Consider the following 22,749-nt stretch of genomic DNA (forward strand, 5'->3'; position numbering starts at 1 on the left):
TTTGTCATTAACAGGCATTCATGCTGTCGCCGGTTTCCAGTCTACTGATCCATTGATGGCGGCTGAGTCGATACAGAACATGGTGGCGCAAGGGGTGACCTTCCGGCAGGCTCGGGTGTTCAAAGTCGTCCGCTGGATCGTACTGCATACCCAATCGTGCCATCAGGCCGCGGGAGCGTTCGTTTTCAGGCACGGTAAACGCCACGATCTCTTCCAGGCCTACCTGCTCGAAGCCAAAGGCAAGCGCGGCTTCGGCAGCTTCATGGGCATAGCCTTCGTCCCAATATTCGGCACCCAGCCGCCAGCCGATCTCGACCGCCGGCGTAAAAGGTGCGTCGAAATTGGAATGCTCAAGCCCTACATACCCAATGAAAGGCGGGCCATTTCTGACCTCTACGGCCCACCAGCCATAGCCATGATCATGGAAGTGTGCCTGGATACGCTCGGTCAGCGCCTGCGTTTCAGCCTCACTCAGGCATTTGGGGAAAAATTCCATTACCCGAGGATCAGCGCTTTGTGCAGCGAAAGGCGTATAGTCTTCATTGCGCCAGGGGCGCAAAATCAAACGTTCGGTACGTAACACCTTGGGATAGGCCTGGCTCATCTCCACCCTCTTTTAAGGTCCTTTGATGTTGGGACTGTTGTGAAGCCAGAGTATTCCGTAAAGCCGGTTCGGTTTTTTGATAATGGCTACCGCTTGGCGAGATCGGCAGGAATCGTCATCATGAGCGCCCGTCGGCAGCATCGCCTGTATCTGCCGAAACTTGGCATTTAGCCGAATCCTAACAACTACATCTCTAAATTCGACCAATGTATTGACCTTCACTGAGCAATATGGCCGGCGAATGGTCCTACATCATTAATGCGTTCTTTTCAGGCTGCTGCACACACATGACTTCCAAGAATTCGGACAATCTCAATTCTGCCGACCGCAATAAAGTGGTAAAGGGTATGCCAGAAGAAGTCCGTAGCCAGCAAGGCGATATCTTTTTCGCTGCGGTTAGAATGACCCGCATGCCCATGATCGTGACCGACCCACGGCAGGACGATAATCCCATTATTTTTGCCAACGACGCCTTCCTGAAAACGACGGGCTATGAAGAGCATGAAGTACTGGGACGCAACTGCCGTTTTCTTCAAGGCCCGGAAACGGACCGGGAGACCATCCGGCAGATCCGCGAAAGCGTCGAGTCCCGTCATGAATGCAATACCGAGTTATTGAATTACCGCAAAGATGGCTCGACCTTCTGGAATGCCTTGTATATTTCTCCGGTCTACAACCAAGCAGGCGAGCTGGTGTATTTCTTCGCCTCGCAACTGGATGTCAGCCGTCGCCATGACGCCGAAGAGGCCTTGCGGCAATCCCAGAAAATGGAGGCGTTGGGTCAGCTCACCGGCGGCATTGCCCATGATTTCAACAATCTGTTGCAAGTCATGGTGGGTTATCTGGACATTCTCCGGATCAACCTGGATCGCCCGGAAATGGACAGGGAAAAGGCCAAGCGCCATGTCGACAACACCCGAGAAGCGGTCAATCGCGCGGCTACACTGACGCAACAACTTCTGGCGTTTGCCCGCAAGCAGCGCCTGACCGGTCGAACGTTGAACATCAACGAGCTGATTGAAGAGCGACTCGACCTGCTGTATCGAACGCTGGGAGAGCCCTATCAGCTAACGACTCGGCTGGCGCCTGACCTCTGGAATTGCAAGATAGACCCGACCCAGGCCGAAATGGCGCTCATCAATATCCTAACGAACGCACGTGACGCCATGGAATCGCGGGGTGAAGGTCGTGTCACGATCGAAACCCGCAACATTGAAGTAACGCCAGAGGATATGGCCTACGGAGGCCTGACTCCTGGCCGCTATGCCTGCATCGCGATTACCGATACCGGAGAGGGCATTCCAACAGAAGTGCTTGGACGGGTCCTCGATCCGTTCTTCACAACCAAGGAGGAAGGCAAAGGGACCGGTCTTGGTCTATCCATGGTGTATGGCTTCATGAAGCAGTCCGGCGGCGCGGTTCGTGTGTACTCCGAGGCCGGTATGGGTACGACGGTCCGCCTGTATTTCCCGACGACACAAAGTGAAATCATCCAGCAGCCTGCCGAATCCAATGGCACCAGCGAGGAGCCCGGTAACGAGACTATCCTGGTTGTGGATGATCGAGAAGAAGTGGCAGCGCTGGCGCAGGCCATTCTTGAGGAGTTCGGCTATTCGGTTCGGGTCGCCTACAATGGCAAGGAAGCGCTGGCTACCCTGGAGCAGCATGGCGATATCCAGATGCTCTTTAGCGACCTGATCATGCCCGGCGGCATGAATGGCGTAATGCTCGCCCAGGAAGCCCGCCGACGCTGGCCTCATATCCGCGTCCTGCTCACGACCGGCTATGCCGATACCACGCTGGAACGTGGGCAGACGGATACCTCTGAATTCGAAGTGCTGAGCAAGCCCTACGGTCGCCTGGAACTCGCGCGTCGAGTCAGGAAGATACTGGACGGAGCAGGATGAATGACAATGAGGGTGTGATGGAGGAAGACGACCGCTACGAGTGCAGCGCCGAAAGTGACTCACCAGCCAGTCTGGAAGCCTTTCTCAGTTGCCTCGAAGAGGTCGGGCGCAGCCCGGAAAAGGTTTCCGTGGGCCACTTGATCGATGCCATCGGGAGTCGCTCCTACGGTCCACTTCTTCTGCTTGCAGGCATCATTGCCCTGTCTCCCCTGACGGGCATTCCTGGCGTTGCCACCGTCATCTCGATCTATGTCGTTCTGGTGAGCGTACAACTGCTCATCGGCCGCAAGCATTTCTGGCTGCCGCGCTGGGCACTGAAACGTCAGGTTCCGCGTGGCAAGCTACGAAAATCACTGCGCATGCTGCACCCTACCGCACGTGTCGTAGATCGCTTTTTGAAACCACGTCTGACTTTCCTGACCAAGGGTATCTTCCAGCACATCACGGCGCTGCTCTGCATTGGGGTCGCGGTATGCATGCCGGTTCTGGATCTGGTGCCCTTCGCCAATACCACGGCCGGAGCCGCCATGACGGCGTTCGCTATCTCGTTGATTGCCCGTGATGGACTTATATTCCTGCTGGCCAGCGGATTCTGTTGCGGTATCGTCTGGCTGCTCATCAGTCTCCTGCTCTAGCCATCAGCCTTTTCATGACAGCACTTCCTCTGGTTTACCACGACGATTACAGCCCACCCTTCCCACCCGAGCATCGGTTTCCGATGGAGAAGTTTCGCCTGCTCTATGAGCACTTGAGCGAAAGCGGACTGGTGACGGCTGACAACCTGTACCGCCCGGAATTACCTGTGCCAGAAGTGCTGGCCCTGGCTCACGATCCGGTCTATGTCGAGCGCTACATGGGCGGCGAGCTGTCCCATGCCGAGCAGCGCCAGCTGGGTCTGCCCTGGAGCGAGGCGCTGGCACGACGAACCATTCGCGCTGTGGGCGGCTCGCTATTGACGCTGGAGCTGGCGTTGCAACACGGGCTAGCCTGCCATATGGCTGGGGGCACGCACCATGCACATCATGATTACCCAGCTGGGTTTTGTATCTTCAACGACTTGGCCATCATGGCGCTGTATCTCTTGGAAAGCGGCAAGGCGGGACGCGTTCTGATCTTTGACTGCGATGTTCACCAGGGGGACGGCACTGCCCGAATTCTTGAACATGTTCCCGATGTCGTCACGGTGTCGCTGCATTGCCAGACCAACTACCCGGCGCGTAAGGCACAGAGCGATTGGGACATTCCATTACCCAAGGGCATGGGTGATGCGGGGTATTTGCATACCGTTGAGGAAGCACTGAATTACCTGTTACCTCTCTACCAGCCTGACGTTGTGCTCTATGATGCCGGTGTCGATGTGCACGCCAGCGATGCCCTGGGCTATCTCATGCTGACGGATGAAGGCATCGCTGCACGGGACGAATACGTCATCCGCCATTGCCTGAGCCGGGATATCCCGGTCGTCGGCGTGATTGGCGGCGGCTACGACCGGGACCGAGCTCTGCTGGCCAGACGGCACGGCATCCTGCATCACAGCGCCGCCAAAGTCTGGGCCAGTGGGCTTGCGCCGGGCTAGAGCTTCATGGGTCTGGGCTTGGAGCCATCGGAAAAGCGGGTAAACCGGAACTCATAAGGATCAACGATCGGCCTGGCGCCTGTTACCAGGTCTGCTGCCAGCTGCCCAACCGCAGGCCCCACGCCAAACCCATGACCGGAAAGCCCTGTCGCCACAACCAATCCAGGCACTGCATCAATCTCGGAGATAACAGGAACGGCATCCGGGGTTACGTCGATCAGCCCCGCCCACTGCTGGGCGATCTGTGCCTTGGCAAACACTGGAAACTGACGAACCAGTTGATTCATGGCGTTCAGGTTCTGCTGAGGGTCCGGGTAAGGATCCAGCACGCGCATGTATTCGTAGGGAGACGGGCGATCCAGCGGGACAGGTTTGCCTTCATGCCATTCCTGGCGGAAGCGCTCGTCAAACCGGATCCGCAGGCTCGACCATTCCGATTTCAGGGTCGGTAAAAAGTCCAGAAAGAAGCGGAAGCTGTCGGGTACCAGCGAAGCGATATTCACGCTGCCATTGGCAATGGTATAGCCACCGTCCAGGCGTTTGCGAAATGCCACGTCGCGCGTCCAGAGCGTACAGTCAGGTCCCTCCTCCAGCGGCGCCGTTCGCAGTACGCTGTTGCGTACCTTGAGTTGTGGCAGTCGTACGCCAAGGTCCTTCAGAAAACGGCTCGACCAGGCCCCACCTGCCAGAATTACGGACTCGCAGGCAATTCGGCCTCGCTCGGTAATGGCTGCACTGACCCGCCCGGCCGACAGCTCCAGGCCCCGCACGGCGCAGTCGGTCAGAATGACAGCCCCGAACCGCTGGGCCGCCGTTGCGATCGCAGGTGCTGCTTTCTGGGGCTCGGCGCGCCCATCGGTGGGGCAATAGATACCGCTTTTCCAGCTGACTTCGCCGGCTGGCAGCAACTGCTTGAGCTCGCTGCCAGACACCATGCGCACGTCTATATCATGCTGACGCGCCACACTGATCCATTTTTCATAGTCGGCCTCCTCCTGTTCGGATTCGGACGAAAACAGAATGCCGGAGCGGCGAAAACCGGTTTCACCCTGTACAACCTCATTGAGACCCTCCCAGAGCCTCAGGCTTTCAACTGCCAGCGGAATCTCGCGGGGGTCACGGTACAGCTTGCGCACCCACCCCCAGTTGCGGCTGGACTGTTCTCCAGCGATATAACCCTTCTCGCAGAGCACCACGGAAATGCCTTCCCGCGCCAGCGCCAATGCCGCGCTGGTCCCGGCAATGCCTCCGCCGATCACAACGACCTGAACCTTGGCTGGTAGCGCCTTATCCGCCTTGACTAGATCAACCTCGGGTCCCATCCACCACGCTCCGTTCATCGATAATCGGTTAGTCACGCAAGAGCCATGCCCTGTTCAATCGTACACCAACGGGATTCTGCTGGTACTTCGCGGTAAACTGGCGGGCTTTCTCTACCTGCGATGGCTGTCATGTCCCCACACGTGCCTACTCATTCCCGTACCGCCGCCATTATCGGCGGTGGGCCTGCCGGCCTTATGGCTGCCGAAGTTCTAGCCGGTACTGGTGTAACAGTAGACGTATATGACGGTATGCCCTCAGTCGGACGCAAGTTTCTTCTGGCCGGGGTAGGCGGCATGAACATTACCCACGCCGAAGACCAACCCGCCTTTCGCTCCCGTTACCGCGAGCGTGAAACCGCCCTTTCCCGCTGCCTCGACGGATTCGACAGTCATAGCTTGCGAGATTGGATTCATGGGCTGGGCATCGAGACGTTTGTCGGCAGCTCAGGCCGCGTCTTTCCCACAGACATGAAGGCCGCCCCTCTGCTCCGAGCCTGGCTGCATCGCCTCCGGGAAGCAGGCGTTCGCATTCATACGCGGCACCGCTGGCTGGGCTGGGACGAGCATGGCGCCCTGCGTTTTTCCACTCCGGCTGGGGAAACCTGCCTGCACGCCGAAGCGACAGTCTTGGCCCTGGGTGGAGCCACCTGGCCGCGACTGGGCTCCGATGGAGTGTGGACAGGATATCTTGAGGAACAGAGTATTGCCCTTGCCCCGCTGCAACCAGCCAACTGCGGTTTTGAGGTCGCTCAGTGGAGCGATCATTTACGCAGCAAGTTTGCCGGCTCGCCTATCAAGCCTGTAGCCATGATGCTTAAAGACGGTACTCGCCGCCAAGGCGAATTCGTGCTGACTGAGACAGGCATTGAGGGCAGTCTGGTCTATGCCCTGTCGGCTGAAATTCGCACCGAACTGCTTCGTACCGGCTCCGCCACCCTATATCTGGACCTTGCGCCTACCAAGGAACAGAGCGCGCTTGCCGCGGCGCTAAGCAAGCCGCGCAAAGGCAAGTCCATGGCCAATCACCTGCGTGCCCATGCCGGGCTGGAAGGCGCTCGCTCTGCCCTGCTGCGGGAGCTGGCTCCCGCCAAGGCGTTTGATGACATGCAGCATCTGGCAGCCGCGATCAAATCGTTACCCCTGACTGTAATCCGCCCCCGTCCTATCGAGGAAGCCATCAGTTCGGCCGGCGGCGTACCGTTTGAAGCGCTGAGCGAGCAGCTCATGCTCAACGCCCTGCCGGGCGTGTTCTGTGCCGGTGAAATGCTGGATTGGGAAGCGCCTACGGGAGGCTATCTGCTGACAGCCTGCTTTGCTACTGGCCGTACCGCCGGCCTGGGTGCTGCAGCCTGGCTGCAGCAGTAAACCGCTTATTGTGCGGCCTTGATCACAGCCCTCCTGTCGGATGCCCCGAACCGCCTCGTCATGCCCATGGTCAGCTCTCATAGAGCCCGTGACGAGGCTTACTACCGTGCTTATCCTTATGATGAGAGAGCCTGACCATGAATGCTATCGACCTCCTGAAAAACGATCATAAAACCATTCTCGATATTCTTGAGCAGCTGAGCAGCACCTCCGAGCGCGCTGTTAAAAAGCGTCAGGATCTGGTGCAAAAGCTTGAACACGAGCTGACATTGCATACGCATATCGAGGAAGAGATTTTCTATCCGGCGTTCAAGGCGGCGGGCAAGAAAGAAGAAGCAAAGATGTATTACGAAGCGATTGAAGAGCATCGGGCAGTCGACTCGCTGGTGTTGCCGCACATCAAGGCTACAGCGCCTGATAGCCTGGAGTTTTCCGGTCGTGTGAAAGTGGTCAAGGAACTGCTTGAGCATCACATCGAAGAGGAAGAAGAAGAGATGTTCAAGGATGCTCAGGAATTGCTGGCGTCCCAGCTGGACGAGCTAGGCACACAAATGCAGGAGCGCAAAAAGTCGCTCAAGCAAGAGCTCAACGCACGCAAAGCGGCTTGAGCCCTGACAGTCTCTGTAACGCCGGACGGTGTTACAGAGACTGCACGATCATCTACTTCTTCTTGCCGAACCCAGGCATCTTGCGAACCGGCTTCACCGACGGCTTGTCGTTCTCGATCCAGCGCCCTAGAGGCTTCCCGCTTTTAGCGTCGCTTACTGAGCCTACCTTGGGTTTCTTCGGCTTCTTCGGTTTTTTCATCACAACGCCACCAGGGCCGGTTTGCGGCACCTTGTGATCAGGGATGAAATCCGGCTCGTCCCGTCGCGCAATGGTTTGTCCAATCAGCGTCTCAATGGCTGCCAAGTGGTCGACTTCATCGGCAGCTACCAGAGAAACGGCCGCCCCGGTCGCACCGGCACGCCCTGTACGTCCAATACGGTGGACATAATCTTCCGCCACGATGGGTAGATCCAGATTGACCACGAGCGGCAAGTCCTGAATATCCAGACCTCGTGCGGCCACGTCAGTCGCCACCAGAACATCCGCTTCACCCGCCTTGAACCGAGCCAGCGCACGCAGACGAGCCGGTTGAGGCTTGTCGCCATGAATCGACTCGGCACGAATACCTTCCTGCGTCAGCGTTTCCACCAGCTGGTCGACACCCTTACGGGTTTTGGCAAATACCAGCACCTGCCCCCAGCGCTTTTGCGCATAGAGGTGGCAGAACAGTTCCGCCTTACGCTTTTTGTCCACGGGAATCAGCCACTGCTTGACGCTCTTGGTGGTCGTGTTGCGCGGACTGATATCGATGGTCAACGGATCGCGCAGCAGTGGCTTGGCCAGATCACGAATGGCTTCAGAGAACGTGGCGGAAAAAAGAAGTGTCTGCCGACGCTGGGGCACCATGACAAAAATCTCGCCCAGCTCGCGGGAAAAGCCCAGATCCAGCATTCGATCCGCTTCGTCGAGAATCAGCGTCTGTACCTGATCAAAGCGCACAGCGTTCTGGTTGAACAAATCCAGCAAACGACCTGGCGTGGCGACCAGCACATCCACCCCTTTACGCAACTTCATCATCTGCGGATTGATGCTGACGCCGCCATACACCACCGCCGTACGCAGCGGCAAATGCTGCGCGTAATCACGTACGCTGGTGTGAACCTGCTCAGCGAGTTCGCGGGTTGGCACAAGAATCAATGCACGGACTCGATTCGCCGTGACTGCCGGGCCCTCCTGAACGAGGCGCTGCAGTGTCGGCAAAGCAAAGCCAGCTGTCTTGCCTGTACCCGTCTGGGCCGCGGCAAGCAGATCGCGGCCTTTGAGTACCGCAGGAATGGCCTGAGCCTGGATCGGAGTCGGAGTGGTGTGTTCCAGCGCGTCGAGCACACGCAACAAAGGCTCGATCAGGCCGAGTTCGGCAAAAGTCATGACGCTAACCGCAATGAAGAAAAGGACGAAATTGTAGGCGCCAAGCAACGTAGCGTCGAGCGCGGCCATCGGAGCGGTAGACAAACGCCGACTCCTGCCCTGCCGAATGAACGCTTTTGCACCCCGTTTTGAGGGTTACGCCGCTTTAATGGATCTTTTCTTGAACGCTCAGCTATTCGTGCAGACCAACTCTTAAAGGATGCCCTGGACGTCTCAGGCGGTAACCCTCATGTATGGCCTTACCGATCAAGGATCTGATGAATTCGACTGGCACAGCCAGATATCGAACAATCCAGCAAGGAGACTCCATGAAAGCTGTCGTTTATAACGGCCCTCGTGATGTCAGCATCAAGAATGTCACCGATGCCAAGATCGAAAAACCTACAGATGCTCTGGTGCGTATCACTACTACCAACATCTGCGGCTCTGACCTTCACATGTATGAAGGCCGTACCAGTTTTGAGCAAGGCCGCATCCTGGGCCACGAAAATCTGGGTCAGGTAGTCGAAATCGGCTCGGGTGTTGATCGCGTCAAGGTCGGTGATTATGTATGCCTGCCCTTCAACATCGGCTGCGGCTTTTGCGAGAACTGCGAAAAAGGGCTGACCGGATTCTGTCTGACCGCCAACCCCGGTAGTGCGGGTGCTGCATATGGCTTTGCGGAAATGGGCCCTTATGAAGGCGGCCAGGCTGAGCTGCTGCGCGTTCCCTACGCCGACTTCAACTGCCTGGTACTGCCCGAAGATGCCCAGGAGAAAGAGGACGATTACGTCATGCTCTCCGACATCTTTCCCACCGGCTGGCATGCGACCGAACTGGCAGGCCTTTTACCGGGCGAATCAGTCGCCATCTACGGGGCCGGTCCTGTAGGGCTGATGGCCGCTCACTCGGCCATGATCAAAGGGGCTTCGCAGGTCTTCGTGGTCGACACGCACCCTGACCGGCTCGCATTGGCCGAGCGTCTGGGGGCAATTGCCATCAACGGCGCAGAAGGCGAGGCGGTCGAACAGATTCTCAACAAAACCAATGGCCGAGGTACGGACCGCGGCTGCGAGTGTGTGGGCTATCAATGCTGCGACCGCCATGGTCATGAAGCCAATCACCTCACCATGAATAATCTGGTTGCCTCGACCAAGGCAACTGGAGGCATCGGCGTAGTGGGTGTTTTCATACCGCAGGACCCAGGCGCACAGAATGAACTGGCAAAGGAAGGCAAAATGGCCTTTGACTTCGGTCAGTTCTGGTTCAAGGGTCAGCAGATTCGGACAGGTCAGGCCAACGTAAAGGCCTACAACCGTCGCCTGAGCGCCCTGATTCATGCTGGACGCGCCACCCCCTCGAAGATCATCTCCCATAGCCTCAAGCTGGACCAGGCCCCGGACGCCTATAAGCATTTCGATGCCCGGGACGATGGCTGGACCAAAGTGGTGCTCAAGCCTGCGGCTTGATTTCCGCGTCGGTAAGGCTCGCTTTGCGAGCCTTACCTCTCGCCCGCCACTGTGGAAGCCCAACCAGTATCACGGCCGCCACGATTACTATCATGGCCATCCATTCCGCCTGACCTATCCTTTCCCCGGCAAACACAATCCCCAGCAGCACCGCCACGACCGGATTGACATAGGCGTAACTGGTCGCTGCGGCCGGTCGTACATGTTTTAGCAGATACATGTAAGAGCTGAACGCGATGATCGAGCCAAACACGATGAGATACCCCAACGCCAACCAGCCGTCCATGGTCGACGGTGTGGTCAACGGCTCACCGCTGAGACGGCTGCCAATGAATAGAATGCCTCCGCCCACAATCATCTCGACGGCACTGGCCATCGGCCCTGCCGGCAGTGGCAGATGACGGCTCCACACTGAACCGAAAGCCCAGCTGGCAGCTGCAAATAGGGTAATCACCGCCCCCAGGGGGGTCGTCTGCATATTCTCGCCCAAGTTCAGCAGCAGAATGCCAATGAATCCCAAGCCAATCCCAGCCCATTCGAGCCGGGTATTGTGCTGTCCCCAGAACAGGCCGAAGCACAAGGTGAAGAGCGGTACCGTAGCCACGGCCAGCGCGGCCACTCCAGAGGCAACCCCCGAGTGTTCGGCCAGGGTCACACCGCCATTTCCGCAACTGAGCAGCAGAAACCCAACCAAGCCGCCACCTACCCACTCACGCCGTGTCGGCATGGGGGCTCCTCGGGAAAGTTGCCAGACAAACAACAGGCTGCCAGCAATCAGAAAACGTAAACCGGCCATCAACAAGGGCGGCCACGACTCAACACCGATGCGAATGACCAGATAGGTCGAGCCCCAAATAACGTAGAGCGCGAAAAAAGCACACAACAAAAGCAACAGCGAACGGCTATCCCGGGCAGGCATGGTGGCAACTCTTATGATTGAAATCCTGGTAGCTGAGTCGTACAGGTGATCAAGAACCGGAAAACGTATTCAAGCAGCAGGCTCCTTGCTATAGGAAGCGGCCCTCTCGGCCAGGCGCAGCGTGCAATCCTGAATACGGTCAGAGTCAATCAGCGGCTTACGAACCAGATCATTAGTTTAGAAAGAGCAAGCGAGCGCGTTAATGCGATAAGCTTGTTTTTTCTGCGCCCCCGCCTTCGTTTCAAAGGTCTTTTGATAAAACAGGCGAGGTTTCCAAACCGTCACAGGAGGACGTATGGATCACTATGACCGACAGATCATCAATGCCTTACTGGAAAATGGCAGAGCCTCGTTTGCCGACCTGGCGCGGCGAGTTAATCTGTCGGCTCCTGCGGTAGCAGAACGTGTCGCGAAACTGGAAGCCAGCGGTGTCATTACCGGCTATCACGCGTCGGTCAACCTCAAAGCCCTTGGCCAACCAATCGAATGTCTGATTTCAGTAACACTGACCAAAACCAGCAGCGACAAACTGTTCGATGAGCTGGCCGCGATTCCGCAGCTTATCGCCTGCCATCGCGTAACGGGTGAGTCCTGTATCGTGCTGCGGGCAGCCGTGGCAGACATGGCTGAACTGGAGGCGCTCATCGATCGGCTGATGCGATACGGCATGAGCAAGACGTCGATCATTCTATCGACGCCTTTCGAAAGACAGACTCCAGCCAAACTGTATCCGGCAGTCGAGGACGCTCGATCCATCCGCCGCGCCTGATGTTCAGCGCAACAGCAAACCGTCCTCGATGACGACGTATTCGTCCGCTGCCCGGATCAAGGCATGCGCCGTGAGACCAGGAGCCCCATAGACACGGGTATGAACGCCGTAACACTCACGGACCTTCTCCAGCAGGAGGTCAAAGTCACCGTCTCCTGAAGCCAGGACGATTTCATCGACCTTGGGCGCAGCATCGAGCACATCGATTGTGATACCTACGTCCCAATCGCCTTTGGCGGAACCGTCACTGCGCTGAATATAGGGTTTGAGCTTTACCGTAAAACCCAGATTACGCAGGATCTGCTGGAACTGTTGTTGCCGGCTGTCTCCTCGCTCGATGGCATAGGCTGACGCAAACACCAGTTCGCCCCGTTGCGAGATTTCCTTTAGGAAGTTCGCGTAATTGAAGTGGCAGCCATGCGTATGGCGAACCGTGTAATAGATATTCTGAACATCGACGAACACAGCAATCTTCTTCACAACACTCCCATCGACTAACGTCGCGTACATCAAGGTCATTTCTGTCCGGGTCACTCCGCCCCGATACGCTCCTCTACCACCGGCCTGAAGCCGTTTTTACAGAATAGGTCACTTGAAACGACAAAGGCAGCCAATTGGGCTGCCTTTGCTTTCGAACGGTCGATTAGATGAACTGATCGTCATCCCCACCATCGTCAAAAAAGCCACTGTCGTCGCTTCCGTAGTCGGCTTGCTGGAAGCCGCCGTCACCGTAGCCATCATCATAGCCGCCAGCGTCGCTGGCTGGCGTCAAACCACTGTCCTGGCTCCCAGTATCGCTGGCCAAGTCTGCCGCAGGTTCTTCATTGATGATGTTGACGATTTCCTGCGGCTGGGAATCGTGAAACATGCTGGAAATAGTTTCCGCCAGCAATACACCGCCGGCCACCCCCACAGCAGTCTGCATTGCTCCCCCTAAAAAGCTGCCCGCTCTGGAGGGCGCAGCCGGTGCGGCATTGTAGCCATACCCTGGATTAGGCTGACCATACCCAGGCGCCTGGCCATAGGAAGGCGCCTGGCGCGGGCCCGGGTCGGTCCAGCCACCACGAGGTGCCTGAGCTTGTGCCTGACTCTGCGATCGCGACTGCTCCTGCTGGGAGCCGCCACCAAACAGGTTGGACAGAAAGCCACCGCTGCTCGGCTTGTTCTGCTGCATCTGCGCCACCTGCGCTTCCAGATCGCGCACCCGCTGATCCAGACGTTTGAGTGCCGCTTCCTGGATCAGGATGACCTGAGCCATATAGTACGGTGCGGCGGGCTGTTGATGCAGGCGTTCCTGAATATAAGCTTCAGCCTGAGCGTCGCGGCTGGCGGTTTGAGCCTCCGCATCCTTGAGGCGCGTAAACAGGCCTTCGATCAGTTGTTTCTCTTCAGATTGCATGTGACCTCCCGAAGACGGCCAAGAAACGAAAACCCAGGCGCCGTAGACCTGCACAGGTGTTCGTGAATATCGAGTCATGGTCCGCTGGCAGATCGGTTTCTACCAGCGGACCGGCCCTTTATAAATGCCGGTCAGCCCCGGATATTTCAATCCTGTCCCCGCAGCCATTCAGAATCGATTCAGCTCGACGCCTCCTTGCTAGGCGGCGTGCCACGGAAGGCATCTTTCTGCTTGACCTCATCCAGCTTTACAGGCCGACCGGTTCGCGCCGATTCATACAAGGCCTCCATGATGCGCTGATCCTGTAGCCCCTCTTCACCGGGGGTGTAAGGCTTCTTGCCGGTTACAACGCATTCGGCGAAATGGTCCATTTCGATAGCGAACTGGTTCTTGTCGGGGGCATTGATCTGTTCCACCACCGGCGCGACGAACTCCGTCGTGTTCTGCGACTCCTGACTGCGCTTGAGCTGAAGGTTCCGGTAGGAAAACGCAGGGTCCATTTCTACCCATCCCTTGTCCCCTACGACCCGATAGCGTTTGGAATTGAATGTGGAGTAGCTGGTCATGCACTGCACGTGTACACCACTGGGGAATCGCATCTGCCAGAGCATGGCCTCCTCGACTTCCTTGAAGCGCGGGTCATCCGGCGTGCTGTACTGCGTGGCGAACACCTCGACCGGCTCTTCGCCCAACAGAAAGCGCGCGGTGTTCAGGCAATACAGGCCTATATCCGGCAAGGCCCCACCACCGGCCAAGGCTTTCTTGTGCCGCCATTGGTCCACATTTTCCTTGGACTGATTCTGACAGTTCGCCATCTCCAGCAGCTTCACAGTGCCAAGCCCAGTTCCGTTGCGCAGCCACTCCATTACCTGGCGGTTACGCGGCTCATACTGAATGCGATAAGCCACCATCAATAACCGATTGGCCTGAGCGCAGGCCTCGATCATTTCCTGGCACTCTTTTACGGAATTGGCCATGGGCTTCTCGCACAGGACATGCTTGCCCGCCTTGGCGGCTCGCAGCGTGAACTCATGGTGCATGCTGTTGGGCAATACGATATAGACGACATGCACGTCCGGGTTATCACGGATCTGATCAAAGCTCTGGTAGTTGTAGAGACTGCTTTCGGGCACGTTGTACATCTGGGCGACACGCATTGCCTTTTCGCGATCTCCGCTGACCAGCGCGGTCACCTTGCATCGCTTAGAGGATGCAAAGGCTGGCAGGATCTCCTCAAGCGACAGCCTTCCCAGGCCCACAACTGCAACCCCGACACGCTGGTCACGTCCCAGTTGAACCGGCATGTCCGTCTTGTCGCTTTTGCCTTCCTGCATATGCGGCAGTGTAATGGGCTTGGGCAACTGCTCTGCTGGCTGGCCCGCCCCGCCCGTCGGCACCGCCTGGGCAGCGCCCGACGTGTTCTGGGCCCAGGCACTGTTGCTGGCCAGGCCAAGCATACCGGCTGCTACCGCACCCTGTCCGGCATACATGAGAAATTTACGACGTCCGCCCAGACCATCTGACGCATTGCTCATAAGGCTCTCCTGAAAGTAGGCTTTGTGTTCAGAAGGCCTGCGAAACGCGCAAGTTCCTCGCGTTTGTTACAAGACATGGACAACCGACCAAGGGCGTGTACAGTTTCCAGCTCCCCACCTTAGAGCGCTTTCATGACCACAGAGCCCGCCGCCCTACTGATCATTGACCAGCAACAAGGTATCCAGTCACCCGCGCTGGGACCACGCAACCACCCCGAAGCTGAGCAGCGAATCGCGGCCCTGCTCACGGTCTGGCGTGAACAACACTGGCCAATTGTTCATGTGCGTCATATCTCACGTGATCCACAATCTGTTTTCGCTCCAGGCCAGCCAGGCGCAGCGTTTCAGCCGCGCCTGTGCCCGTTGCCCCAGGAAATGGTCTTTGAGAAGAACGTCACCGATGCCTTTATCCATAGCGGCCTTGAGCGCTGGCTATATACCCGCGGCATCAAGCAGGTTGTGATTACCGGCGTAGCCAGCGAGAATTCGGTGGAAGCAACTGCCCGGACGGCCAGCAACCTGGGGTTTGCCACGCGTGTAGTGGAGGATGCCTGCTACACCTTTGCCAAGACGGACTTTTATGGCACTCCCCGAAGCGCCGAAGAGGTTCACGCCATGGCCATGTCCAACCTGCAACAAGAATATGCCGACGTCATGACGACAGCCCAGCTGCTGTCAGGCCTCGGTTTTACCCTGTCAGAAAACGGCTGATAAAAGCCGTTCCGTTCTTATCGGACAAGCGAGTCATGACGCCTTTCAATATCCTGCGCGATGCACTGTATTTCTTCTCCCGCCACCTGGTTTCGCTGCTGATCCTTTGCCTGCCCTGGCTGATCATAGAAAGCGTGGCACGCTGGCAGGTTGTTCAGCACTTCGGGACCGAAGGAGGCCTTTGGGAGCTGCTGGTTGGTGTAATGTTCTATCCGATCTACACCGGCTCACTTATCCTGTTTCTGAATGCCCGTAGCCACGGCCATATGCCTCCGATTACCGAGCTGTGGGGTCATGCCCTTCGTCTATGGCCCCGCTTCGCCATCATGGCGGGCCTGGTTGCCTCGCTGGTCGTGCTCGGCTTTTCGCTGATGATCGTGCCGGGTTTTCTGGTCATGGTGAAGTTTGCCTTTGCCGAGCCCATGCTGGTCCTGCGTGGCATGGCCCCGCTGGAGGCCATGAGCGCCAGCTTCCAGAAGACGCGCGGACATTTCCTGACCCTGCTGCCGCTGATCCTAATCACGCTTCTACCCGCCTGGCTGCTGGATGCCTGGATCAGCAGTCAATTTGGCGATACGCCAGCCCTGCAAATCATTTTGCAGAGCCTGTCTGGTCTGCTCCAGCTCATCTCTTCGATCGCCATATTTCGCCTGTTCATGATGGCTGACCGTTCGTCTTGAAGCCATCAAGTCTCAAGCCAGGCGGCCGCTACCCTTAAGGCGGGTCCTCCCATACAGGCGGGGCTGGATCCCGCCATAACAATAAATACGCCTGATCAGCCTTGCGGAGTATGTCGCGATGAGCGAGCTCCTGACTGTCCCTGTATCATCGCCTACCGTGCTGCTCGTTGATGAAGACCCCAGCACCCTCTCTCACCTTGAAGCTGTACTAGCCAGCCTGAGTTGTACGGTTTATGCCGTCCATAATGGGCCAGAAGCGCTAGCACTACTGGATCAGCACCCTATTGATTTGGTTATTTCCGACGCGCTTATCGCAGGTGTGGATGGCGCCTCCTTTATGGCTGCCGTACAAGCGCGCAACCCCGGCTGTTTGCGTATTCTACTGACCAGCCAGCCAGACCTTGCCACATTGATCGATGCCATAAATGCAGGTGAGATCTATCACTATTTCAGCAAGCCATGGCATCCTGAGGAATTACGGCTGAATGTGCAGAAAGCACTTGCCTATCAGCAGGCACGACATGAGCGGCATCGGCTCGAAGCGCTTACTCGAGACCAGAACGCTCAGCTTCGCCAACTTAACGAGACCCTGGAAAAACGGGTCGAGGCACGTACTGCCGAGCTTCAGCAAACGGCAGACATGCTCGATCTCTCTTTCGCCGAGCTGCATCGCAGTTATGTCACCAGTACGGAAGTCTTTTCCCTACTTATCAACCAGCGACTGCCCAAGGACAAGCAAGCGAATGCGCAAGTTATCGCCTTGATACGTGCCTACTGCGAGCAATATACGTTCGATGAGAGCACCACGCGTGTCTTGTCAATGGCGGCTGCGCTATACAACATTGGAAAACTGCCGTGGAGCGATGCGCTGATTACCACGCCCTACGAACACCTGCATCCCAACGAGCGAGAAACCTACCGTCATTATCCGGCCAAGAGCGAATCCCTATTGATGGCGCTTGAGCCTTTGCAGGATAGCGCTCACCTGATTCGTCATCATCAGGAGCGCTGGGACGGTAACGGTTTTCCAGATCACCTCAAGGGTGAAGCAATTCCGTTAGGCGCTCGGTTACTCAAGCTTGCCATCGACTTCGTCGAGCTACAGCTGGGCTTGGTTATGGATAGACGCCTGAGTCACGATGAGGCGTTGCTATTCATACGCAAATACGCAGGCAAACTGTACGATCCTGAACTGGTAGAACCCTTCATCAAGACCTGCATACACTGTCTGCCCCACGTACGAATTGGTGATCCTAATATCCATGCGCTGAGCACATACCAGCTCAGGGCCGGCATGATCCTGGCCAGCAACCTTCATGCTGATAACGGCATGCTGTTATTGAATGAAGGTAAGGTGCTGACCTTGCCCCTGATTGACAAATTGATCGCATTCGAAGAAATCGAAGGCGGACATTACACAGTGCTTGCCAGGCTTCCTGCCCAAAGAGACTCGGCCGCATAAGCGGCCGGATCCTGGCTTACCACATCAGATCGTCAGGAATCTGATACGCCGCATATGGATCGTCCGCATCTGGCGCTTCATTCTGCACATTGAGCAGCACGACTCGGCGTGGGTCACGCTCCTGGATGCGCTCAGCCGTTGCGCGGGGTACTACATCATAACGGCCTTCGTGTCGCACGATCCCCAGGCTACCCTTGCTCAGCTTCTCACGCATCAAGGCATTGACCGGGACGCGCTTGACCTTCTTCTCATCAACGAAATTATAGTAATCGTCGCTTTCAAGCTTTGGCAGGCGACTCCCTTCGATCAACTGCTTGATCTGAGCCTGCTCAGCCTTGCGCCGCTTCTTTTCTTCCTGTTGACGATTAAGCTCCTGATCCCGGGCAAGCTTTTCAGCCTGGGCCTGTTGGGCAGCCAGTCTCTGGGACTCATCCTTCTCAGCCTGCCCGCGGTGCTCCATACGGGTTTGCTTCTGCTTTTGCTTGGTAGCCTGCTTGGCTTGTTTCTCGTTGACCAAACCCGCCTTCAGGAGCTGGTCGCGCAAAGACATACTCATGGGTGCAACTCGTTCTAAAGCCCGTCGGGCGGGCATGTTACGTTAAAAGACGCATAGTACCCGGACGGTCGGCCCCTAGGCCAGCCGACAATCGGAATCGTCAATGTTCGCCAACCATCCTGTGCATTGATTTTGCGCAGTGCAAGCATGGGTATAGAGTGAAATAATCACCACCATACAGTCAGCGCGTTAATATTGGCACACTACGCCACTGAAATGCTTAGCCTGCTAACCAGCTCAACCTGAAAAGCCGAGCCCCATGATTACCTTTATTATTCTTGCCCTGTTCGTTGCCAGCGTACTGTTCGTACATCTGCGCGGCCGCTCACGCCTGCCATTCCTGCGTCAGCTGGTCAATCACTCTGCGGTCTTCGCGCCCTACAATTCCCTGATGTATCTGTTCTCTAGCGTACCCTCCAAGCCTTACCTTGATCGTGAGCGTTTCCCGGAACTGGATGTGCTCAAGGACAACTGGGAGGTCATTCGTGAAGAGGCCATGCACCTGTTCGACGAAGGCTATATTCGCGCCGCCGAAAAAAACAACGATGCGGGCTTTGGCTCTTTCTTCAAGAAGGGTTGGAAGCGTTTTTACCTGACCTGGTATGGCGAGCCGCTGCCTTCAGCCCAGACGCTCTGCCCCAAGACCGTCGAACTGGTCAGTCGCATCCCTAATGTAAAAGGTGCCATGTTTGCGCTGCTGCCCGGCGGCAGCCATCTGAACCCGCACCGCGATCCCTTCGCCGGCTCCCTGCGCTACCATCTGGGACTTTCGACTCCCAATTCGGATGCCTGCCGGATCTACGTAGATGGCGAGCCTTACGCCTGGCGGGATGGTGAGGACGTCATGTTCGACGAGACCTTCGTGCACTGGGTCAAGAACGAAACGGAGCAGACACGGGTCATCCTGTTCTGCGATATCGAACGTCCGCTCCGCTCGCGTCTGCTGACTTCCATCAACCGTCGCGTCAGCCATTTTCTGGGCAGCGCCACTGCGCCTCAGAACGTTGATGGAGAACGTGTAGGCGGTATCAACCAGGCCTATGCCTTCAGCAAGCGCTTCGGTGATGCCTTTGGTGGCATGGTTCGCAGCTTCAAGCGTCGCCACCCCAAGGCATACAAGGTGCTCAAGCCTGTACTGGCCATCCTGGTCTTTGTCCTGCTGTTGAAGTGGATATTCGGCTGATCCATCTGTGCCAAAGCGCTTAACGGGGCGCTTTGGCCGCTCGTTCCTTCGCCTTGGCAGCATCCCATAACGCATCCAGCTCTTCCAGCTCACATGCTTCCGGACGCTTACCCTGCTCGCGCAACGCCTGCTCGATAAAGCGGAAGCGCCGCTCGAACTTGCTGTTGGCACCGCGCAAGGCATTTTCCGGATCGACCTTGAGATGGCGGGCCAGGTTGGTCACCACAAAGAGCAGATCACCAACCTCCTCAGTAATGTGCTCATGATCCTGCTCGGCCATGGCTTCGATAACTTCGTTCAGCTCTTCGTGCAGCTTGTCGATGATGGGCTCTGCGGCCGGCCAGTCAAAACCTACTCCAGCTGCACGCTTCTGTAGCTTGGCCGCACGAGACAGCGCTGGCAGCACAGCAGGAACGTCATCCAGCAGAGAGAGCTGCTCTGGCGTCTCGGCCTTTTCGGCACGCTCTTGCGCCTTGATTTCTTCCCAGCGCTGCTTGATGGCTTCCTCACTCAGACGGGGCTGATCCAGAGGGCCATAGAGATCGCCGTCGGGGAATATATGCGGGTGGCGCCGCACGAGCTTGCGGGTAATGCTGTCTACGACGTCTGCAAACAGGAACCGGTGTTCTTCCTTGGCTAGCTGACTGTAGTAGACGATCTGAAACAGCAGATCCCCCAACTCATCACGCAGCTGCGCATAGTCGCCCTGCTCTATGGCATCGGCCACCTCGTAAGCCTCCTCGAGCGTGTGCGGGATGATGCTGGCGTAGGTCTGTTTGAGATCCCAAGGACACCCATGCTGCGGATCACGCAGTCGGGCCATGAGATGAAGCAGATCGTCGAGGCTATACATAGGTCGTCCTTACAATCGAAATACGGTCAATAAAAAGGGCGAGCTTACGCTCACCCTTTCATGGTCATACACGGCTCCGGCGGGGCTCAGGTGGCACGATTACGGCGGGCCTCTATGATGTTGGGCAGCTGGGAGACACGCCCCAGGAGCCTTCCCAACGCGTCCAATCCAGGAATCTCGATGGTAAGCAGCATGTTGGCCGTGTTCTCTTCCTTGTTGGAACGCGTGTTGACTGCCAAGACGTTGATGCGCTCGTTGAGCAGCACTTGCGAGACGTCACGCAGAAGCCCCGGGCGGTCGTAGGCCTTGACCAGGATATCCACCGGATAGGTTAGGACAGGCACCGGCCCCCAGCTGACCTGAATGATACGCTCGGGCTCACGGCTGGAAAGCTGCAGCGCATTCTGGCAATCCTGACGGTGAATGGTGACGCCACGGCCCAGCGTGATGTAGCCGACAATGGGATCACCCGGCACCGGTTGGCAGCAGCCGGCAATCTGAGTCAGCAGATTGCCCACACCGTTGATCTGTACATCGCCCCGCTTGCCCGACTTGTGCGGAGACGGCTTGCGCTGCAGGAGATCAAGTGGATCGGTCTCTTTTTCTGGCTCGACCAGCTGCTGAGCCGCATGCATGACATGGGCAAGACGCAGGTCACCTGCGCCCAGGGCAGCCTGCATGTCCTCGGCATTCTTGTAATTGACCTTTTCGGCGAGCGTGTTGTAGTCCACCGGCGGTAGCGCCAGACGAAGCAACTCTCGATCGATCATGGCCTTCCCGGCAGCCACATTCTGATCACGGGCCTGGAACTTGAACCAGTGAACGATCTTGGCCCGAGCACGCGAGGTCATTACATAGCCCAGGTTCGGGTTGAGCCAGTCACGACTGGGTGAACCCTGCTTGCCGGTAATGATTTCTACCTGCTCACCTGTCTGCAGCGTGTAATTGAGCGGCACGATGCGGCCATTAATCTTGGCGCCCCGACAGTTATGCCCGATCTCAGTGTGCACACGATAGGCGAAATCGAGTGGAGTAGCGCCCTTGGGCAAATCGATGGCATGCCCATCCGGTGTAAACACATAGACCCGGTCAGGTTCGATATCTACCCGCAGCTGCTCGGCCAGGCCACCGATATCACCCAGCTCCTCGTGCCATTCCAGCACCTGCCGGAGCCAGGAGATTTTCTCTTCGTAATGGCTGGAGGCCGATTTGACATCCGTCCCCTTGTAACGCCAATGAGCGCACACCCCCAGCTCCGCCTCTTCATGCATGGCATGAGTACGGATCTGCACCTCAAGCACCTTGCCTTCAGGGCCGATCACCGCCGTATGCAGCGAGCGGTAGCCGTTTTCCTTGGGGTTGGCAATATAGTCGTCAAATTCCTTGGGAATATGGCGCCACAAGGTGTGGACGATTCCTAGGGCGGTATAACAGTCGCGGATTTCAGGAACAAGCACACGAACCGCACGAACGTCGTAGATCTGGCTGAACTCCAGACCTTTTTTCTGCATTTTTCGCCAGATCGAATAGATATGCTTCGCTCGACCGCTGATATCCGCCTTGACACCCGTCGCAGCCAACTCCTGCTTGAGCTGCTGCATGACATCGGCAATGTACTGCTCGCGATCGAGCCGGCGCTCGTGCAGCAACGTGGCGATCTGCTTGTACTGAATCGGCTCCAGGTAGCGGAAGGACAAATCCTCCAGCTCCCATTTGATGTGGCCAATTCCGAGGCGATGCGCCAACGGTGCATAAATATCGAACACTTCACGCGCGACGCGGTTGCGGCGTTCATCCGTGGCGTTCTTGACCGCCCGGATCGCACAGGTACGCTCGGAAAGCTTGATCAAAGCCACGCGGACATCGTCCACCATGGCTACCAGCATGCGGCGCAGGTTATCCACCTGGGCCTGGGTGCCCAGCACCATTGATTGCCGCGGATTGAGACTGGCACTGATCGCCGCCATGCGCAGCACGCCTTCAATCAGCTTGGCCACAACCGGGCCGAAACGCTTGCCAGCCTCTTCCAGGCTTGCCTTGCCTTCACGTACGGCGCGGTAGATCAGCGCGGCGACAAGGGAGTCCTGATCCAGTTTGAGATCTGCCAGGATCTCCGCCATCTCCAGCCCCGTCTGAAAACTGGAGGTACCCGGAGCCCACAAGTGTTCGGAGGGTGCGGCCTCTGCTTCGGCCGCACGAGCGAATTCGCATGCTTCCAGCAAGGCCTGACGCTCGAAATTCGGGTCCATGCTCTGGACGTGATCGAGCCATGCCTCGATGTTGATGCTGCCATCATTATTGACGGGTTGATGCGCTCTGACCTGTACCATCTTACGTTCCTCGGCGCTATTTATTGCGCCGTTTAAGTCCAGCCATCAACTGGCCGATTACGCGAGGTTCAGGCTAAACGAAAAAACACGTATTCAGGTGATCTGCGAGTGATCGGAATGTAAAAGGCCATTACAGTCCCGAATACAGTCACA

Annotated in this window: 21 protein-coding genes; 11 read left to right on the forward strand and 10 right to left on the reverse strand. The window is 57.1% G+C overall.

Going from position 1 to position 22,749, the window contains the following annotated elements; translation table 11 throughout:
* Positions 1 to 7: 7 nt before the first annotated feature.
* Positions 8 to 604, reverse strand: coding sequence for a GNAT family N-acetyltransferase (locus JQR86_RS13710; RefSeq protein WP_407363004.1), 597 nt, complete (start codon positions 602 to 604; stop codon positions 8 to 10).
* A 287-nt stretch (positions 605 to 891) separates the two neighbouring features.
* Between JQR86_RS13710 and JQR86_RS13715 the strand changes: the two genes are divergently transcribed.
* The 3 genes from JQR86_RS13715 to JQR86_RS13725 are packed head-to-tail and all read left to right on the forward strand — an operon-like array spanning position 892 to position 4,087.
* Positions 892 to 2,511, forward strand: coding sequence for a histidine kinase famiy protein (locus tag JQR86_RS13715; RefSeq protein WP_434153740.1), 1,620 nt, complete (start codon positions 892 to 894; stop codon positions 2,509 to 2,511).
* Entirely contained in the window at positions 2,508 to 3,146 is a 639-nt protein-coding gene (locus JQR86_RS13720; protein ID WP_434153741.1) for an exopolysaccharide biosynthesis protein, read from the forward strand. The genes JQR86_RS13715 and JQR86_RS13720 overlap by 4 nt, the downstream gene beginning before the upstream one ends.
* 14 nt (positions 3,147 to 3,160) lie before the next feature.
* Positions 3,161 to 4,087 carry a histone deacetylase family protein gene (locus JQR86_RS13725; RefSeq protein ID WP_434153742.1) on the forward strand — a complete coding sequence of 309 codons (927 nt, stop codon included), beginning with the start codon at positions 3,161 to 3,163 and terminating at the stop codon, positions 4,085 to 4,087.
* Here JQR86_RS13725 and JQR86_RS13730 read toward each other — a convergent pair.
* Positions 4,084 to 5,445 (reverse strand): NAD(P)/FAD-dependent oxidoreductase, encoded by a 1,362-nt coding sequence (locus JQR86_RS13730; RefSeq protein ID WP_434153743.1) that lies wholly within the window; start codon positions 5,443 to 5,445, stop codon positions 4,084 to 4,086. The genes JQR86_RS13725 and JQR86_RS13730 overlap by 4 nt on opposite strands.
* 93 nt (positions 5,446 to 5,538) lie before the next feature.
* Between JQR86_RS13730 and JQR86_RS13735 the strand changes: the two genes are divergently transcribed.
* The gene (locus tag JQR86_RS13735) at positions 5,539 to 6,774 is read left to right on the forward strand and encodes a TIGR03862 family flavoprotein (RefSeq protein ID WP_434153744.1); all 1,236 of its coding nucleotides are present in this window, start codon (positions 5,539 to 5,541) and stop codon (positions 6,772 to 6,774) included.
* Between the two features lie 137 nt (positions 6,775 to 6,911).
* A complete protein-coding gene (locus JQR86_RS13740; protein WP_010797473.1) occupies positions 6,912 to 7,382 on the forward strand; it encodes a hemerythrin domain-containing protein in 471 nt (156 codons plus the stop codon).
* 52 nt (positions 7,383 to 7,434) lie between these two features.
* Here JQR86_RS13740 and JQR86_RS13745 read toward each other — a convergent pair whose 3' ends face one another.
* Positions 7,435 to 8,751 carry a DEAD/DEAH box helicase gene (locus JQR86_RS13745; protein WP_122044829.1) on the reverse strand — a complete coding sequence of 439 codons (1,317 nt, stop codon included), beginning with the start codon at positions 8,749 to 8,751 and terminating at the stop codon, positions 7,435 to 7,437.
* Between the two features lie 308 nt (positions 8,752 to 9,059).
* On the opposite strand from JQR86_RS13745, the gene JQR86_RS13750 reads away from it, so the two are divergent.
* Entirely contained in the window at positions 9,060 to 10,199 is a 1,140-nt protein-coding gene (locus JQR86_RS13750) for a glutathione-independent formaldehyde dehydrogenase (protein WP_074827779.1), read from the forward strand.
* On the opposite strand, the gene yedA is transcribed toward JQR86_RS13750, so the two are convergent.
* The gene (gene yedA / locus JQR86_RS13755) at positions 10,183 to 11,118 is read right to left on the reverse strand and encodes a drug/metabolite exporter YedA (protein WP_312270190.1); all 936 of its coding nucleotides are present in this window, start codon (positions 11,116 to 11,118) and stop codon (positions 10,183 to 10,185) included. The genes JQR86_RS13750 and yedA overlap by 17 nt on opposite strands.
* 295 nt (positions 11,119 to 11,413) lie before the next feature.
* Between yedA and JQR86_RS13760 the strand changes: the two genes are divergently transcribed.
* Positions 11,414 to 11,887: an Lrp/AsnC family transcriptional regulator gene (locus tag JQR86_RS13760; protein ID WP_074827783.1), complete on the forward strand. Its 474-nt coding sequence runs from the start codon at positions 11,414 to 11,416 to the stop codon at positions 11,885 to 11,887.
* Between the two features lie 3 nt (positions 11,888 to 11,890).
* Here the strand turns inward: JQR86_RS13760 and JQR86_RS13765 are convergent, their stop codons facing one another.
* The 3 genes from JQR86_RS13765 to JQR86_RS13775 form a co-directional block, all read right to left on the reverse strand.
* Positions 11,891 to 12,397, reverse strand: a complete 507-nt coding sequence (locus JQR86_RS13765; RefSeq protein WP_112297893.1) for an NYN domain-containing protein — start codon at positions 12,395 to 12,397, stop codon at positions 11,891 to 11,893.
* Between the two features lie 133 nt (positions 12,398 to 12,530).
* Positions 12,531 to 13,286 carry a DUF2076 domain-containing protein gene (locus JQR86_RS13770; protein ID WP_434153745.1) on the reverse strand — a complete coding sequence of 252 codons (756 nt, stop codon included), beginning with the start codon at positions 13,284 to 13,286 and terminating at the stop codon, positions 12,531 to 12,533.
* A gap of 179 nt (positions 13,287 to 13,465) precedes the next feature.
* Positions 13,466 to 14,821 (reverse strand): Gfo/Idh/MocA family protein, encoded by a 1,356-nt coding sequence (locus JQR86_RS13775; RefSeq protein ID WP_434153746.1) that lies wholly within the window; start codon positions 14,819 to 14,821, stop codon positions 13,466 to 13,468.
* Positions 14,822 to 14,953: 132 nt separating this feature from the next.
* On the opposite strand from JQR86_RS13775, the gene JQR86_RS13780 reads away from it, so the two are divergent.
* From JQR86_RS13780 to JQR86_RS13790, 3 genes are all read left to right on the forward strand, one after another.
* A complete protein-coding gene (locus JQR86_RS13780; RefSeq protein ID WP_288659422.1) occupies positions 14,954 to 15,532 on the forward strand; it encodes a cysteine hydrolase family protein in 579 nt (192 codons plus the stop codon).
* 35 nt (positions 15,533 to 15,567) lie between these two features.
* Positions 15,568 to 16,212 carry a YciC family protein gene (locus JQR86_RS13785; protein WP_219652852.1) on the forward strand — a complete coding sequence of 215 codons (645 nt, stop codon included), beginning with the start codon at positions 15,568 to 15,570 and terminating at the stop codon, positions 16,210 to 16,212.
* Positions 16,213 to 16,330: 118 nt separating this feature from the next.
* On the forward strand, positions 16,331 to 17,674 hold the full coding sequence (locus JQR86_RS13790) for an HD domain-containing phosphohydrolase (RefSeq protein ID WP_434153747.1): 1,344 nt from the start codon (positions 16,331 to 16,333) through the stop codon (positions 17,672 to 17,674).
* 16 nt (positions 17,675 to 17,690) lie between these two features.
* Here the strand turns inward: JQR86_RS13790 and JQR86_RS13795 are convergent, their stop codons facing one another.
* On the reverse strand, positions 17,691 to 18,230 hold the full coding sequence (locus JQR86_RS13795) for a DUF2058 domain-containing protein (protein ID WP_010797461.1): 540 nt from the start codon (positions 18,228 to 18,230) through the stop codon (positions 17,691 to 17,693).
* Between the two features lie 259 nt (positions 18,231 to 18,489).
* On the opposite strand from JQR86_RS13795, the gene JQR86_RS13800 reads away from it, so the two are divergent.
* Positions 18,490 to 19,413, forward strand: a complete 924-nt coding sequence (locus JQR86_RS13800) for an aspartyl/asparaginyl beta-hydroxylase domain-containing protein (protein WP_019365625.1) — start codon at positions 18,490 to 18,492, stop codon at positions 19,411 to 19,413.
* Between the two features lie 19 nt (positions 19,414 to 19,432).
* Here the strand turns inward: JQR86_RS13800 and mazG are convergent, their stop codons facing one another.
* Entirely contained in the window at positions 19,433 to 20,266 is an 834-nt protein-coding gene (gene mazG / locus JQR86_RS13805) for a nucleoside triphosphate pyrophosphohydrolase (protein WP_010797459.1), read from the reverse strand.
* A gap of 86 nt (positions 20,267 to 20,352) precedes the next feature.
* On the reverse strand, positions 20,353 to 22,596 hold the full coding sequence (relA, locus tag JQR86_RS13810; RefSeq protein WP_434153748.1) for a GTP diphosphokinase: 2,244 nt from the start codon (positions 22,594 to 22,596) through the stop codon (positions 20,353 to 20,355).
* Positions 22,597 to 22,749: the final 153 nt, after the last annotated feature.

Source organism: Pseudomonas sp. JZ134 (assembly GCF_051027695.1).
Classification (GTDB): Bacteria; Pseudomonadota; Gammaproteobacteria; order Pseudomonadales; family Pseudomonadaceae; genus Chryseomonas; species Chryseomonas luteola.

Coding starts and splice junctions, on each gene's coding strand:
- JQR86_RS13790 (WP_434153747.1), top strand. CDS start 16,331: ATGAGCGAGCTCCTGACTGTCCCTGTATCATCGCCTACCGTGCTGCTC.
- yedA (WP_312270190.1), bottom strand. CDS start 11,118: ATGCCTGCCCGGGATAGCCGTTCGCTGTTGCTTTTGTTGTGTGCTTTT.
- JQR86_RS13770 (WP_434153745.1), bottom strand. CDS start 13,286: ATGCAATCTGAAGAGAAACAACTGATCGAAGGCCTGTTTACGCGCCTC.
- JQR86_RS13710 (WP_407363004.1), bottom strand. CDS start 604: ATGAGCCAGGCCTATCCCAAGGTGTTACGTACCGAACGTTTGATTTTG.
- JQR86_RS13795 (WP_010797461.1), bottom strand. CDS start 18,230: ATGAGTATGTCTTTGCGCGACCAGCTCCTGAAGGCGGGTTTGGTCAAC.
- mazG (WP_010797459.1), bottom strand. CDS start 20,266: ATGTATAGCCTCGACGATCTGCTTCATCTCATGGCCCGACTGCGTGAT.
- JQR86_RS13735 (WP_434153744.1), top strand. CDS start 5,539: ATGTCCCCACACGTGCCTACTCATTCCCGTACCGCCGCCATTATCGGC.
- JQR86_RS13760 (WP_074827783.1), top strand. CDS start 11,414: ATGGATCACTATGACCGACAGATCATCAATGCCTTACTGGAAAATGGC.
- JQR86_RS13715 (WP_434153740.1), top strand. CDS start 892: ATGACTTCCAAGAATTCGGACAATCTCAATTCTGCCGACCGCAATAAA.
- relA (WP_434153748.1), bottom strand. CDS start 22,596: ATGGTACAGGTCAGAGCGCATCAACCCGTCAATAATGATGGCAGCATC.
- JQR86_RS13775 (WP_434153746.1), bottom strand. CDS start 14,821: ATGAGCAATGCGTCAGATGGTCTGGGCGGACGTCGTAAATTTCTCATG.
- JQR86_RS13750 (WP_074827779.1), top strand. CDS start 9,060: ATGAAAGCTGTCGTTTATAACGGCCCTCGTGATGTCAGCATCAAGAAT.
- JQR86_RS13765 (WP_112297893.1), bottom strand. CDS start 12,397: ATGTACGCGACGTTAGTCGATGGGAGTGTTGTGAAGAAGATTGCTGTG.
- JQR86_RS13740 (WP_010797473.1), top strand. CDS start 6,912: ATGAATGCTATCGACCTCCTGAAAAACGATCATAAAACCATTCTCGAT.
- JQR86_RS13725 (WP_434153742.1), top strand. CDS start 3,161: ATGACAGCACTTCCTCTGGTTTACCACGACGATTACAGCCCACCCTTC.
- JQR86_RS13780 (WP_288659422.1), top strand. CDS start 14,954: ATGACCACAGAGCCCGCCGCCCTACTGATCATTGACCAGCAACAAGGT.
- JQR86_RS13720 (WP_434153741.1), top strand. CDS start 2,508: ATGAATGACAATGAGGGTGTGATGGAGGAAGACGACCGCTACGAGTGC.
- JQR86_RS13800 (WP_019365625.1), top strand. CDS start 18,490: ATGATTACCTTTATTATTCTTGCCCTGTTCGTTGCCAGCGTACTGTTC.
- JQR86_RS13785 (WP_219652852.1), top strand. CDS start 15,568: ATGACGCCTTTCAATATCCTGCGCGATGCACTGTATTTCTTCTCCCGC.
- JQR86_RS13745 (WP_122044829.1), bottom strand. CDS start 8,751: ATGACTTTTGCCGAACTCGGCCTGATCGAGCCTTTGTTGCGTGTGCTC.